Source organism: Streptomyces sp. NBC_00057 (assembly GCF_045041165.1).
Taxonomy (GTDB): Bacteria; Actinomycetota; Actinomycetes; order Streptomycetales; family Streptomycetaceae; genus Streptomyces.
In genome coordinates this window covers 7,959,262-7,971,913 of record NZ_CP108256.1, presented here as the reverse complement: position 1 = coordinate 7,971,913, position 12,652 = coordinate 7,959,262, and the positions used below count along the sequence as shown (strand labels likewise).

Sequence of the window (12,652 nt, the reverse complement as noted above, 5' to 3'; positions counted from 1 at the left end):
TGATGGCGAGGACCTGCGGCTTCGGTAAACAGTCTGCCCAGTCTCCATTCAGCTGACAACGTTGTCCAGGGCCTATGCTCGACGGCACAGTCTCCGGCCCCTCCGCGGCACCGCTCGCGGGCCCGCCGGACCACCCGCACGCGACGACAGGACAGCGCACCGTGGCCGAGACCGCCCGTCACTCCGAGACCCGTTACGGCACCCGGCCGACCATGAAGGATGTGGCCGCCCGCGCCGGAGTGGGCCTCAAGACGGTCTCCCGTGTGGTCAACAGCGAGCCGGGGGTCACGCCCGACACTGAACGCCGGGTCCAGGAGGCCATCGAGGCGCTCGGCTTCCGCCGCAACGACAGCGCGCGCGTCCTGCGCAAGGGCCGCACCGCTTCCATCGGCCTGGTCCTGGAGGATCTCGCCGACCCGTTCTACGGACCTCTGAGCCGCGCGGTGGAGGAGGTCGCCCGGGCACACGGCGCCCTGCTCATCAACGGGTCGAGCGCCGAGGACCCGGAGCGCGAGCAGGAGCTCGTACTCGCCCTGTGTGCGCGCCGGGTGGATGGGCTCATCGTGATTCCGGCCGGCGACGACCACCGCTATCTGGAGCCGGAGATAAAGGCCGGCATCGCCACCGTCTTCGTGGACCGCCCGGCGGGCCGGATCGACGCCGACATCGTCCTCTCCGACAGTTTCGGCGGCGCCCGGCAGGGTGTCGCCCATCTGATCGCGCACGGACACCGCAGGATCGGCTTCATCGGTGACCAGCCGCGTATCCACACGGCCACCGAGCGTCTGCGCGGGTATCACGCCGCGATGACGGACGCCGGGATCACCGTCGAGGACTCCTGGGTCTCCCTCGGCTCCACCGACCCGGCGCGGGTCAGGGCGGCAGCCGAGGCGATGCTGTCGGGCCCCGAACCGGTCACCGCACTCTTCGCGGGCAACAACCGGGTGACGGTCACTGCGGTGCGCGTGCTGGCGGAGCGGGAGCCTCCGGTCGCCCTGGTCGGCTTCGACGACATCGAACTGGCCGACCTACTGGGCATCACGGTCATCTCCCAGGACGCCGCGGCCGTGGGCCGGACGGCGGCCGAGCACCTCTTCCGCCGGCTGGACGGCGCGGACCACGCCCCGGCCCGCGTGGAGCTCCCCACGACGCTCATCCAGCGCGGCTCGGGCGAACTGCCGCCCGCCTGAGCCGCCGCACCAGCACGGTCACCATGACACGGCGGCCGGCGCGATCACCCGTTACGGCGCGATCACCGTGCGCCCGCCCCGCCGCGGCGACACGAACGCGTCCAGGTCCACGCGCGTCAGCCCGGTCAGGCGGGCGACCTCGGCGGTGTCCAGGGCGCCGCAGTCGATGCCGCGCAGGAGGTACCCGCTGAGCGCCTTGGCGGTGGCGGGTTCGTCCATGACGTCGCCGCCGGCCTTGGCCACATACGCGGCGAGGCGGGCGGCGGCCTGCTCCAGGCCCTCGCGGTAGAAGGTGTAGACGGCTGCGTAACGGGTCGGCAGGTGGCCCGGGTGCATGTCCCAGCCCTGGTAGTAGGCGCGGGCCAGGGCACGGCGGGTGAGGCCGTAGTGGAGCCGCCAGGCCTCGTGGACCTGGTGGGTCGGGCCGACCGGAAGGACGTTGGTGGAGCCGTCGGAGAGCCGTACGCCGGTGCCTGCGGCGGCGACCTGCATGACGGCTTTGGCGTGGTCGGCGGCCGGGTGGTCGCCGGCCTGGTAGGCGGGGCTGACGCCGACGCAGGCGCTGTAGTCGAAAGTGCCGTAGTGCAGACCGGTGGCGCGGCCCTGCGCGGCGTCGATCATGCGAGCCACGGCGGCGGTGCCGTCGGCGGCGAGGATGGACTGGCTGGTCTCGATCTGGATCTCGAAGCCGAGGTGGCCCGACGGCAGCGCGTGCGCCTGCTCGAACGCTTCGAGGAGCCGGACGAAGGCGGTGACCTGCTCGGGGTACGTCACCTTGGGGAGAGTGAGGACAAGCCCGTCGGGGAGGCCGCCCGCCTGCATCAGGCCGGTGAGGAAGATGTCCGTGGTGCGGATGCCGCGGTCGCGTACGGCGGCCTCCATGCACTTCATCCGGATGCCCATGTACGGGGCCGCCGTGCCGTTCCCGTACGCCTCCGAGACCAGCCGGGCGGCGCGGGCGGCGGCCTCGTCCTCCTCGGCATCGGGGCGGGAGCCGTAGCCGTCCTCGAAGTCGATGCGCAGGTCTTCGACCGGCTCGCGCACCAGCTTGGCGCGTACCCGGTCGTGGACGGGTGTGGCGAGTTCGTCAGGGATGCCGAGGACTGCGGCGAACGAGGCCGCGTCGGGGGCGTGCTCGTCCAGGGCCTTCAGCGCCTGGTCGCCCCAGGAGCGGATGGTGCCGGAGGTGAACGTGTCGCCGGGGACGTAGACCGTGTGGACCGGCTGACGCGTCCCCGGGTCGCCCGGGTAACGGTGGGCGAGCTCGGCGTCGACCGCAGTGAGGGAGGCGCTGATCTCCTCGCTGACCGCACCGGCGAGGCTCGTTGCCACCTTCTCCTGCTGACCCATTTCCACACCCTCCACAGTCACGCCGTTTCCACTTCCCGGAATCAACAATCCGTATAGTGAAGTTATAAGGCTGCCGGATCTGCGTCAATGGTGACCGGAAACGGTCCGGGGCCGCGCGGTGAGTTCACACCGCGCGGCCCCGGACCGTCGGAAAAGGGGTACAGCTGGACGGCGGGTCAGCCCTTGCGGGACGTGACCTCGTCGGTGAGCTGGGGGACGACCTGGAAGAGGTCGCCGACGACGCCGTAGTCGACGAGGTCGAAGATCGGGGCCTCGGCGTCCTTGTTGATCGCGACGATCGTCTTCGAGGTCTGCATGCCGGCGCGGTGCTGGATCGCGCCGGAGATGCCGGAGGCGATGTACAGCTGCGGGGAGACCGACTTGCCGGTCTGGCCGACCTGGCTGGAGTGCGGGTACCAGCCGGCGTCGACCGCGGCACGCGAGGCACCGACGGCCGCACCGAGGGAGTCGGCGAGGGCCTCGATGATCGCGAAGTTCTCCGCACCGTTGACGCCACGGCCGCCGGAGACGACGATCGCGGCCTCGGTCAGCTCCGGACGGCCCGTCGACTCGCGCGGCGTGCGGGACAGCACCCTCGTGCCGGTGGCCTGCGCGGAGAACGACACCGCCAGGGTCTCGACCGCACCCGCCGCCGGAGCGGCCTCGACCGGAGCCGAGTTCGGCTTGACCGTGATGACCGGGGTCCCCCTGGAGACACGGGACTTGGTGGTGAACGACGCGGCGAACGCGGACTGCGTGGCAACGGGGCCCTGCTCACCAACCTCCAGGTCGACGGCGTCGGTGATGACGCCCGACCCGATCCGCACCGCGAGACGGGCCGCGATCTCCTTGCCCTCAGCGGAGGACGGAACCAGCACCGCCACCGGGGAGAGGGCGGCATGGGCGGCCTGCAGCGCGTCGACCTTCGGCACGACCAGGTAGTCGGCGAACTCCGGCGCATCGGCGGTCAGGACCCTCACCGCACCATGCTCCGCCAGCACCCCCGCGGTGCCGGCGGCACCACTGCCCAGCGCGACCGCGACCGGCTCACCGACACGACGGGCCAGCGTCAAAAGCTCCAGGGTGGGCTTGCGGACGGCACCGTCCACGTGATCGACATAGACGAGAACTTCAGCCATGGGACTTCAATCTCCTGCGAGTAGCGAAGAAACAACGGGGAACGAACAGGGGGGTCAGATGAACTTCTGGCCGGCCAGGAACTCGGCCAGCTGCCTGCCGCCCTCGCCCTCGTCCTTCACGATCGTGCCCGCCGTACGGGCCGGACGCTGCGCCGCGGAATCCACCACGGTCCAGGCACCCGCCAGACCGACCTCGTCCGCCCCGATCTCCAGGTCCTCCAGGTCCAGCGACTGAACCGGCTTCTTCTTCGCCGCCATGATCCCCTTGAACGACGGGTAACGCGCCTCACCCGACTGGTCCGTCACCGACACCACCGCCGGCAACGACGCCTCCAGCTGCTCCGAGGCCGTGTCGCCGTCCCGGCGGCCCGTCACCGTGCCGCCCTCGACCGACACCTCGGACAGCAGCGTGACCTGCGGAACACCCAGACGCTCCGCCAGCACCGCGGGCAGCACACCCATCGCGCCGTCCGTCGACGCCATGCCACAGATCACCAGGTCGTAACCCGTCTTCTCGATCGCCTTCGCCAGCACCAGCGACGTGCCCATCACATCACTGCCGTGCAGATCGTCGTCCTCGACGTGAACAGCCTTGTCCGCACCCATCGACAACGCCTTGCGCAACGCGTCCTTGGCATCCTCCGGACCCACCGTCAGCACGGTGATCTCCGCATCGTCCGCATCGTCCGCGATCTGCAGCGCCTGCTCCACCGCGTACTCGTCCAGCTCCGACAGCAGACCGTCGACATCCTCACGGTCCAACGTCAGGTCATCGGCGAAGTGCCGGTCGCCAGTGGCGTCGGGCACGTACTTCACACAGACAACGATCCTCAAGCTCACGCCGGCTCTCCTACTGCATCGTCATTTCTGGGCTGCCTTGTTGCACGCAGCATAGGCGCCTGATGGGGCGGTTTCCGGTCGGGGCGACCGATACTCCGAAGGAAATATTACTAGTCAGTACACCCAGTGTTTCACCCATGAGCAAGCGCTTGGAACTGTGATCTGGCCAACGTGCGGCGCCCTTGTGCCACTTGGGAGTTCTCAGTCCCGCAGAGCGGTGAAACGGCCCTGGTGATACAGCAGCGGGCGACCACCTCCGGCCGGGTCGCCGACCACGGCCTCCGCGATCACGATCCGGTGGTCCCCCGCCGGAACCCGGGCCACCACGCGGCAGACCAGCCACGCCAGCACACCATCGAGCACCGGCACACCTTCGGGCCCACTGCGCCAATAGGTGGACGGGCCGAACCGGTCGGCGCCGCTGCGGGCAAAGGTGGCGGCCAGCTCCTGCTGGTGCTCACCGAGTATGTGGACGCCGATGTGTTCGGCCTCGGCCACGACCGGCCAACTGGAGGACGAGGTCCCCACACCGAAGGAGATCAGCGGCGGCTCGGCGGCGACGGAGTTGAGAGAGGTTGCGGTGAAGCCGACCGGCCGGTCACCTGCGGCGGTGATCACTGCCACACCGGCGGCGTGCTGCCGGAACACCGAGCGGAGGAGTTCGGGGGATGCCGTGCGGGAGGTGCCGAGCTCGGGCGAAGCCGTCATGGAGGTGTCCTTCTGCGGGGGAGGCGTACGGGGCCGTGGTTGCTCAGGCACCCGGGCAGCGCGCACTCGCGTTGCGGGCGAGATCCACATGGACCCGGCCGTAGAGAAGGAGTTTTGGCGGCATAGCGTCAGAGTGACGATGCGTGGTGGGGGTAGTCAAGAGCGTTCCGCAATGTGGGAGATGTGTCACGGTGCGTCACATCGCGTGTCCCAATGCGGCGACGACCTCGACGGTGCGCGGCTGCCCGACGGCCCGGCGGACGATCCGGCCAACGGCGTCGAGGATCAGTACGGTCGGCGTCCGGCTGATCCCCAGCTCGCGCACGAGAGTGAGATGCGCCTCGGCATCGATCTCGACATGGGCGACGCCGTCCACCATTCGCGCCACCTCGACGAGAGTGCGGCGGGTGGCCCTGCAGGGCTGACAGAACGCACTGGAGAACTGTACAAGGGTTGCCCGCTCCCCCAATTCCGCGCCGAGTTGGGCCGCGTCCAGCGTTCCCGCGTGTGTCTGCCCGTCCACCTTCGGCCTCCTGTCAGAACTCTTCGCAAGAGGTCAGCGCCAACGGGTACCAAGACATTCCCGGCGGTTCCACGTGACGAGAATCTCGCGGCCCACGCCCTCGGAGACTGGCCACCGCGTCGCGCATGGGGCACGATCGGCGCAATGCCGCAAACCTACGGCTGCGTAACTTCCGCCGGGAGAACCCTCCTCAGGCGCTGAAGAAGGGTCTTCCCCAGATGGCAGAACTCGTCTATCGGCCGGTCGTCGGCGCCGCACGTACGCTTTTCAAGGCGCTTGACCTGAAGATCGACACTCAGGGTTCCGAGCACATCCCGAAGACCGGTGGCGCGGTACTGGTCAGCAACCACATCAGCTATCTGGACTTCATCTTCACCGGGCTCGCGGCGCTGCCGCAGAAGCGTCTTGTCCGCTTCATGGCGAAGGAATCGGTCTTCCGGCACAAGGTCTCGGGCCCGCTGATGCGCGGAATGAAGCACATCCCCGTCGACCGCAAGCAGGGCGAGGACGCATATGCGCACGCCCTTGCCTCGCTGCGTTCCGGCGAGATCGTCGGCGTGTTCCCCGAGGCCACGATCTCGGAGTCGTTCACGCTGAAGAGCTTCAAGTCCGGCGCCGCCCGGCTGGCCCAGGAGGCCGGCGTGCCGCTGATCCCGATGGCGCTGTGGGGGACGCAGCGTTTGTGGACCAAGGGCCGGCCGCGCAATTTCAAGCGCCACCACATTCCGGTGACGATCCGGGTCGGCGAGCCGGTGGAGGCACCCGCCGACCAGTACGCGGGCGCGATCACCCGGCGGCTGCGGGAGCGGGCCCAGGAGCTCCTCGAAGCGGCTCAGCGCGCCTATCCCGTGCGTCCGAAGGACGCGAGCGACACCTGGTGGGTGCCCTCGCACCTCGGCGGTACGGCTCCGACGCCCGCCGAGGTGCGCGAGAAGAGCTGAGCGGCCGGCTCACGGCCACGACCGAAATATCACTCCGGGGTGCCGACGGTGATCCGCGCCCCGGGGCTCAGCTTCTCCAGCCGTTCGGCGAGCTCGGCGCCTGCGGCTTCGAGTTCGTCGATCGTCATGGGCGCGAGGGTGCGTGCGTCGTCGGAGACGGTGAACGTCGGGGGCATCGGCTGCCTTGCCTCGGGACGGGAACTCAGAGCGCTGTGGGGAGAGTGCGCCACAGCTGCGGGCGGTCCTCGGCGGACCGGAGGCCGCGCAGTACCGCCGGATGCGGTGCCGCATAGAGCACTGGATAGTCCACTTCATTGAACTCCGGGCGGACGGGCCATGCCAGCCGCTCCTCGTCGAGCGAGAAGTGTGCGTCGACGTCCGGCTTGTTACCCCGGGGGTCCTGACGGTCCCAGCGGTCGCGACCGGGCAACCGAACCGCGATCAGCCCGTGCACGGGGCCCGGATCCGCGTTCCGCTCGCCGAGCCCCTGGTAGCAGAGGGCGGTCGGGATACCCGCCGCACGGAGGAGGGCGGCCAGAGCGTGGGACTTGGAGTGGCAGATACCGTTGCGCGTCGCGAGGACGTCGGAGGCGCGCCAGGCGACCCGCATGTCGCCCGAATCGGCGGAGTGCGGAATGGCGTCACGCACGAAAGCGTAGGCGGCGGCCGCGTATGTGTATGCGTCGGTGGTATTGCTGCGGAGATCGGCGACCGTATCCCGTACCAGCGGATGCTCGTGATCGATGGCCTCATCGGCGGCCAGATAGGCGGAAAGTTCCGGTACTTGCTGGATCAGCTCCATGACCACCGAGCGTAGGTAAACGGCCGACCGAGTGTCAATGACTTTCCGGTCGACCGCATACCTATTCAGCTATGGCTACTTCGCCATCTCTTCCTTCAGGGCAAGGACGAATGCGTCGACATCGTCCTCCGTGGTGTCGAAGGAGCACATCCAGCGCACATCGCCGGCGGCCTCGTCCCAGAAGTAGAAGCGGAAGCGCTTCTGCAGTCGCTCGCTCACCTCATGCGGCAGCCGGGCGAAGACGGCATTGGCCTGGACGGGGTGGAGGATCTCCACGCCGTCCAGCGCACGCACGCCCTCCGCGAGCCGCTGGGCCATGGCGTTGGCGTGCCGGGCGTTGCGCAGCCAGAGGTTTCCGGCGAGCAGTGCCTCCAGCTGTACGGAGACGAAGCGCATCTTCGAGGCGAGCTGCATCGACAGCTTGCGCAGGTGCTTCATGGCACGAACGGCGTCCGGGTTCAGGACGACCACGGCCTCGCCGAAGATCGCCCCGTTCTTCGTGCCACCGAAGGAGAGGACGTCGACGCCGACGGTGTTGGTGAACGTACGCATCGGTACGTCCAGCGACGCCGCAGCGTTGGCTATCCGGGCCCCGTCCAGGTGGACCTTCATGCCGTGGCCGTGGGCGTGGTCGCAGATGGCGCGGATCTCGTCGGGTGTGTAGACCGTGCCCAGTTCGGTGTTCTGGGTGATCGACACGACCTGTGGCATGGCGCGGTGCTCGTCGTCCCAGCCGTACGCCTGCCGGTCGATGAGCTCGGGCGTGAGCTTGCCGTCCGGGGTGGGCACGGTGAGCAGCTTGAGGCCGCCCACCCGCTCCGGGGCGCCGCCCTCGTCGACGTTGATGTGGGCCGACTCGGCGCAGATCACCGCGCCCCAGCGGTCGGTCATCGCCTGGAGGGAGACGACGTTGGCGCCGGTTCCGTTGAAGACCGGAAAGGCTTCGGCGGTCGGGCCGAAGTGACTGTGCATGACGCGCTGGAGATGCTCGGTGTAGTCGTCCTCGCCGTAGGCGATCTGGTGACCGCCGTTGGCAAGGGCGATGGCCGCGAGGATCTCCGGGTGCGTACCGGCGTAGTTGTCACTGGCGAAGCCGCGTATCTGCGGGTCGTGGTGGCGTCGCGCGTCGGTCCTTACGGTTGTGGGGTCAGCCACAGGCGCTTTCCGTTCACTTCCGGGGCGGGCCGGTCCCAGACGCCGGCGATGGCATCGGCCAGCTCCTTGACGTCGGTGAAGCCCGCGAATTTCGCATTGGGGCGCTCGGCGCGCATCGCGTCGTGCACCAGTGCCTTGACGATCAGGATCGCAGCCGCGGTCCTCGGCCCTTCGTCGCCCCCCGCTTTGCGGAAGGAGTCCGCGAGCGCAAGCGTCCAGGCCTCGGCCGCCGCCTTCGACGCGGCATAGGCTGCGTTTCCCGCGGTGGGCTTGCTCGCCCCGGCCGCGCTGATCAGCACATAGCGACCCCGGTCGCTGCGCTGCAGACCCTCCTGGAAGGCCAGCGAGGTGTGCTGGACCGTGCGGATCAGCAACTTCTCCAGCAGGTTCCAGTCGGCGAGGTCGGTCTCGGCGAAGGTGGCGCTGCCGCGCCAGCCGCCGACGAGGTGGACCAGGCCGTCGATCCGGCCGAATTCCTTCTCCGTCTTGTCCGCCCATTCGCGGGCGGCAGCGAGGTCCAGCAGATCGACGGTGTCACCGGTGACCGTGGCGCCGCCGTGGGCGTAGCGGGCGGCGTCGACCGCCTCGGCCAGGCGGGTGGCATCGGCGTCGGAGGCGACGACGGTCGCACCGGCCTCGGCGAGCCTCAGCAGGGTGGCCCGGCCGGCCGGGCCCGCGGCCCCGGCGACCGCGACCACGGCGCCTTCGAGAGCACCGCTCCCGTTGCCCTTGCCGTTTCCGTTCATGGCCACCGCCTCCTTAAGCCCGGCGCTCACGCGGCTGCCTGCTCGGCATCCGCGGCGGTGATCCCCTTGGTCGAGGCGATCACGTTCTTCAGCTTCTTGGAGAGCGCCTCATAGAACATGCTCAGGGGAAACTCGTCCGGAAGCACGTCGTCGACGAGCTTCCGCGGCGGCTGGGAAAGATCCAGCGCGTCCGGGCCCTTGGCCCAGCGGGAGCCCGGGTGCGGGGCGAGGTAGGTCGAGACCAAGTCGTACGCGGCGAACCAGTGGACGAGCTTGGGGCGGTCGATGCCGTCGCGGTAGAGCGTCTCGATCTCGACGCAGAGCTGGTTGGTGACCTGCGGGGCACGGTCCCAGTCGATCCTCAGCGTGTTGTCGGTCCAGCGGATCACATCGTGCTTGTGGAGGTAGGCGAAGAGCAGCTGGCCGCCGAGGCCGTCGTAGTTGCGGACGCGCTCGCCGGTGACGGGGAAGCGGAACATCCGGTCGAACAGCACGGCGTACTGCACATCGCGGCCCTGCGGGAAGCCGTCGGCCTCCAGCTTCACGGCCTCCTTGAAGGCGGTGAGGTCGCAGCGCAGCTCTTCGAGCCCGTACATCCAGAACGGCTGGCGCTGCTTGATCATGAAGGGGTCGAACGGCAGGTCGCCGTGGCTGTGCGTCCGGTCGTGGACCATGTCCCAGAGCACGAAGGCCTGCTCGCAGCGCTGCTGGTCACCGACCATCTCGCGGATGTCGTCGGGCAGCTCGACGCCGAGCAGATCGACCGACGCCTCGGTGACCCGGCGGAAGCGGGCGGCCTCGCGGTCGCAGAAGATTCCGCCCCAGCTGAAGCGCTCGGGGGCCTCGCGCACGGCGACGGTCTCCGGGAAGAGCACCGCGGAGTTGGTGTCGTATCCCGAGGTGAAGCCCTCGAAGGTGATGCCGCAGAACAACGGGTTGTCGTAGCGGGTGGCTTCGAGCTCGGCCAGCCACTCGGGCCAGACCATTCGCAGCACGACCGCTTCGAGGTTGCGGTCCGGGTTGCCGTTCTGTGTGTACATCGCGAAGACGACCAGGTGCTGGAGCCCGTCGGTGCGGTCCTTGGCCGGCTGGAAGGCGAGCAGCGAGTCGAGGAAGTCCGGCACGCCGAAGCCGTCCGTGGCCCAGCGACGCAGATCCATGACAAGGGCGCGATGGTAGGCGTCGTCGTGCGGAAGCAGCGGGGAGAGCTCCTCGACCGCGGCGATCACGCGATCCAGCGTCGCCCGGGCAGCCGCCCGGGACGGCGCGCCCTCGGCGTCGAAGTCGATGGAACCGTCCTTCGACTGCCAGGGGCGGATCTCCTCCACGGCATTCTTGAGCGCGGGCCAGGCGGGGTGATCGACCACCCGCTGGTCCGTAGGTATGTCACCTGCGGCAACGTCGTGCACAAGAATTTCCGTCATAACACTTCCTCCACAGGAGAACCTCGCGTCAAGCAACCGTATCCATCCACGGTTCCTTCGGACAAGTGGGCCCCAGAAGATTATCCTGCCGACCCCCTATGGTCACCGCGATTCTTCCTGCCCAGAACCTTCCCCGCGAACGCTTCCGTCGACCGGACCCATTGTGGAGGCTCCGCTTCCGCCGGCCTCGCACACATGAGCGGTCAGGCCGTGCAGGGCGCGCCCACGCATGAGTGACACAGCTCGCCCGGCACGGCCGTCTGCCGGTAGGACGGACGACGACATCCGCCCATCGCGCCACCTCTGGAGATGCGCCGCGTGAGTATCCGTGCCGTTCTTGTCGCAGCCGTCATCACCGGGTTCCTGCTCGGTGCCGCCGACGTCCAAGGACACGGCGCCACTCCCCCTCGTCCGAGCGGCTCTCTCTCGGGGGTGGGCCATTAGGCTGCCGAATTGCCGTAATGCCGTAGTGCCTCGTGGGTAGGAGCCGCACGCGGGAAGACGCCGTCGACGGAAGCGAGTTGCCTTGTCTTTTCTCACCATCGGTCATCGCGGAGTGATGGGTGTCGAGCCGGAGAACACCCTGCGGTCGTTCGTCCATGCGGAGCAGGCCGGCATGGACGCCATCGAACTGGACCTTCATCTGAGCAAGGACGGCGCGCTGGCCGTCATGCACGACGCCGATGTGGACCGTACGACGGACGGCAGCGGTCCTATCGCCGAGAAGACCCTGTCCGAGCTGCGCGAACTCGATGCCGGGCAGGGCGAGCGGGTACCGGTCTTCGAGGAGGTACTCGACGCCGTACGGTCCCCGGTGCAGGCCGAGATCAAGGATGTGGCCGCGGCCCGCGCCCTGGCCGAAGTGATACTGCGACGCCGTCTCGTCGACCGGGTCGAGGTGTCGTCGTTCCACGACGAGGCGGTCGCCGAGATCGCCCAACTGGTGCCGGGAGTAAGGACCGTGCTCATCGCGAGCCGCTGGCGCAGCGATGTGGTGGACCGGGCGAAGGCGGTGGGTGCGGCGACGCTGGCGCTGAACATCCGCCGCCTCACCCTGGAGGTGGTCGAGCAGGCGCACGCCGAAGGGCTGAAGGTCATCGGCTGGGTGGTGAACACCCAGGACCATCTGCGGCTGGTACGCGCCCTGCGGCTCGACGGCGCGACCACCGACTACCCCGAAATCCGCCGCGCCGGCCGCTTCACCGCTTGACGACCGGCCCGGTCAGACCAGGTCCTTGATCAGCAACTCGAACGCGAGATCGTCGCGTTGCGGGACGCCGAAGCGATCGTCGCCGTACGGGAACGGGCTGAGCTTTCCCGTACGGCGGTAGCCGCGGCGCTGGTACCAGGCGATCAGCTCCTCGCGCACCGAGATCACGGTCATGTGCATCTCGGTCACCCCCCAGCTCTTCCGGACGGTGCGCTCGGCCTCGGCGATGATCACCTTGCCGAGACCGGCTCCCTGCAGCTCGGGACGGACCGCGAACATCCCGAAGTAGGCGGCCTCACCGCGGTGTTCCAGCTGGCAGCAGGCGATGAGCGCACCGTCGCGCTCCACCACGAGCAGTCGACTGCCGGGCGCCTCGACGACCTCGCGGACGCCGTCCGGGTCGGTCCGCTGCCCCTGCAGGATGTCCGCCTCGGTGGTCCATCCGGCCCGGCTGGAGTCCCCGCGGTACGCCGACTCGATCAGCGTCACGAGTGCGGGCACATCGGCGTCGGCCGCGTCTCGGAAGGTCAGCTGTCCCGAGTCCTCGGCAGGGGCTATGTCCATGGTGGTGCCTCTCCGTTTCTCTGCTGTGGCCGTGCCGAAGCAGCGTAACCCGCGTGTTCC

At 68.9% G+C, this 12,652-nt stretch carries 14 protein-coding genes; 3 read left to right on the top strand and 11 right to left on the bottom strand.

Annotated elements, in window-relative coordinates; all coding sequences use genetic code 11:
* Positions 1-161 precede the first annotated feature (161 nt).
* A complete protein-coding gene (locus OG953_RS37720) occupies positions 162-1,190 on the top strand; it encodes a LacI family DNA-binding transcriptional regulator (RefSeq protein ID WP_405692286.1) in 1,029 nt (342 codons plus the stop codon).
* 51 nt (positions 1,191-1,241) lie between these two features.
* Here the strand turns inward: OG953_RS37720 and OG953_RS37715 are convergent, their stop codons facing one another.
* From OG953_RS37715 to OG953_RS37695, 5 genes are all read right to left on the bottom strand, one after another.
* The gene (locus tag OG953_RS37715) at positions 1,242-2,540 is read right to left on the bottom strand and encodes a DUF6986 family protein (protein WP_405692284.1); all 1,299 of its coding nucleotides are present in this window, start codon (positions 2,538-2,540) and stop codon (positions 1,242-1,244) included.
* Positions 2,541-2,716: 176 nt separating this feature from the next.
* Positions 2,717-3,679, bottom strand: a complete 963-nt coding sequence (locus tag OG953_RS37710; RefSeq protein ID WP_405683279.1) for an electron transfer flavoprotein subunit alpha/FixB family protein — start codon at positions 3,677-3,679, stop codon at positions 2,717-2,719.
* 54 nt (positions 3,680-3,733) lie between these two features.
* Positions 3,734-4,519 (bottom strand): electron transfer flavoprotein subunit beta/FixA family protein, encoded by a 786-nt coding sequence (locus tag OG953_RS37705; RefSeq protein WP_405683278.1) that lies wholly within the window; start codon positions 4,517-4,519, stop codon positions 3,734-3,736.
* A 201-nt stretch (positions 4,520-4,720) separates the two neighbouring features.
* Positions 4,721-5,227: a flavin reductase family protein gene (locus tag OG953_RS37700; protein ID WP_093894813.1), complete on the bottom strand. Its 507-nt coding sequence runs from the start codon at positions 5,225-5,227 to the stop codon at positions 4,721-4,723.
* A gap of 196 nt (positions 5,228-5,423) precedes the next feature.
* Positions 5,424-5,750, bottom strand: coding sequence for a TlpA family protein disulfide reductase (locus OG953_RS37695; RefSeq protein ID WP_405690025.1), 327 nt, complete (start codon positions 5,748-5,750; stop codon positions 5,424-5,426).
* Between the two features lie 218 nt (positions 5,751-5,968).
* Here OG953_RS37695 and OG953_RS37690 point away from each other — a divergent pair, with 218 nt between their 5' ends.
* Entirely contained in the window at positions 5,969-6,691 is a 723-nt protein-coding gene (locus OG953_RS37690) for a lysophospholipid acyltransferase family protein (protein ID WP_405690023.1), read from the top strand.
* Positions 6,692-6,720: 29 nt separating this feature from the next.
* Here OG953_RS37690 and OG953_RS37685 read toward each other — a convergent pair whose 3' ends face one another.
* The 5 genes from OG953_RS37685 to OG953_RS37665 form a co-directional block, all read right to left on the bottom strand.
* Positions 6,721-6,867, bottom strand: a complete 147-nt coding sequence (locus tag OG953_RS37685) for a hypothetical protein (protein ID WP_405690021.1) — start codon at positions 6,865-6,867, stop codon at positions 6,721-6,723.
* A gap of 26 nt (positions 6,868-6,893) precedes the next feature.
* Positions 6,894-7,493: a transglutaminase domain-containing protein gene (locus OG953_RS37680; RefSeq protein WP_405690018.1), complete on the bottom strand. Its 600-nt coding sequence runs from the start codon at positions 7,491-7,493 to the stop codon at positions 6,894-6,896.
* 75 nt (positions 7,494-7,568) lie between these two features.
* Positions 7,569-8,648 (bottom strand): threonine aldolase family protein, encoded by a 1,080-nt coding sequence (locus OG953_RS37675; RefSeq protein WP_405690015.1) that lies wholly within the window; start codon positions 8,646-8,648, stop codon positions 7,569-7,571.
* The gene (locus OG953_RS37670) at positions 8,627-9,394 is read right to left on the bottom strand and encodes an SDR family NAD(P)-dependent oxidoreductase (RefSeq protein ID WP_093894808.1); all 768 of its coding nucleotides are present in this window, start codon (positions 9,392-9,394) and stop codon (positions 8,627-8,629) included. The genes OG953_RS37675 and OG953_RS37670 overlap by 22 nt, the downstream gene beginning before the upstream one ends.
* Positions 9,395-9,420: 26 nt before the next feature.
* On the bottom strand, positions 9,421-10,818 hold the full coding sequence (locus OG953_RS37665; RefSeq protein WP_405690012.1) for a DUF6421 family protein: 1,398 nt from the start codon (positions 10,816-10,818) through the stop codon (positions 9,421-9,423).
* 559 nt (positions 10,819-11,377) lie between these two features.
* Here OG953_RS37665 and OG953_RS37660 point away from each other — a divergent pair.
* Positions 11,378-12,028 carry a glycerophosphodiester phosphodiesterase gene (locus OG953_RS37660; protein WP_405692282.1) on the top strand — a complete coding sequence of 217 codons (651 nt, stop codon included), beginning with the start codon at positions 11,378-11,380 and terminating at the stop codon, positions 12,026-12,028.
* Between the two features lie 12 nt (positions 12,029-12,040).
* Here OG953_RS37660 and OG953_RS37655 read toward each other — a convergent pair whose 3' ends face one another.
* Positions 12,041-12,592: a GNAT family N-acetyltransferase gene (locus OG953_RS37655; RefSeq protein ID WP_405690010.1), complete on the bottom strand. Its 552-nt coding sequence runs from the start codon at positions 12,590-12,592 to the stop codon at positions 12,041-12,043.
* Between the last annotated feature and the right edge of the window lie 60 nt (positions 12,593-12,652).

Excerpts from the sequence above, each read along its gene's own strand:
- OG953_RS37715 (WP_405692284.1), bottom strand. The coding sequence starts at position 2,540 with ATGGGTCAGCAGGAGAAGGTGGCAACGAGCCTCGCCGGTGCGGTCAGC.
- OG953_RS37710 (WP_405683279.1), bottom strand. The coding sequence starts at position 3,679 with ATGGCTGAAGTTCTCGTCTATGTCGATCACGTGGACGGTGCCGTCCGC.
- OG953_RS37700 (WP_093894813.1), bottom strand. The coding sequence starts at position 5,227 with ATGACGGCTTCGCCCGAGCTCGGCACCTCCCGCACGGCATCCCCCGAA.
- OG953_RS37690 (WP_405690023.1), top strand. The coding sequence starts at position 5,969 with ATGGCAGAACTCGTCTATCGGCCGGTCGTCGGCGCCGCACGTACGCTT.
- OG953_RS37685 (WP_405690021.1), bottom strand. The coding sequence starts at position 6,867 with ATGCCCCCGACGTTCACCGTCTCCGACGACGCACGCACCCTCGCGCCC.
- OG953_RS37680 (WP_405690018.1), bottom strand. The coding sequence starts at position 7,493 with ATGGAGCTGATCCAGCAAGTACCGGAACTTTCCGCCTATCTGGCCGCC.
- OG953_RS37670 (WP_093894808.1), bottom strand. The coding sequence starts at position 9,394 with ATGAACGGAAACGGCAAGGGCAACGGGAGCGGTGCTCTCGAAGGCGCC.
- OG953_RS37665 (WP_405690012.1), bottom strand. The coding sequence starts at position 10,818 with ATGACGGAAATTCTTGTGCACGACGTTGCCGCAGGTGACATACCTACG.
- OG953_RS37660 (WP_405692282.1), top strand. The coding sequence starts at position 11,378 with ATGGGTGTCGAGCCGGAGAACACCCTGCGGTCGTTCGTCCATGCGGAG.
- OG953_RS37655 (WP_405690010.1), bottom strand. The coding sequence starts at position 12,592 with ATGGACATAGCCCCTGCCGAGGACTCGGGACAGCTGACCTTCCGAGAC.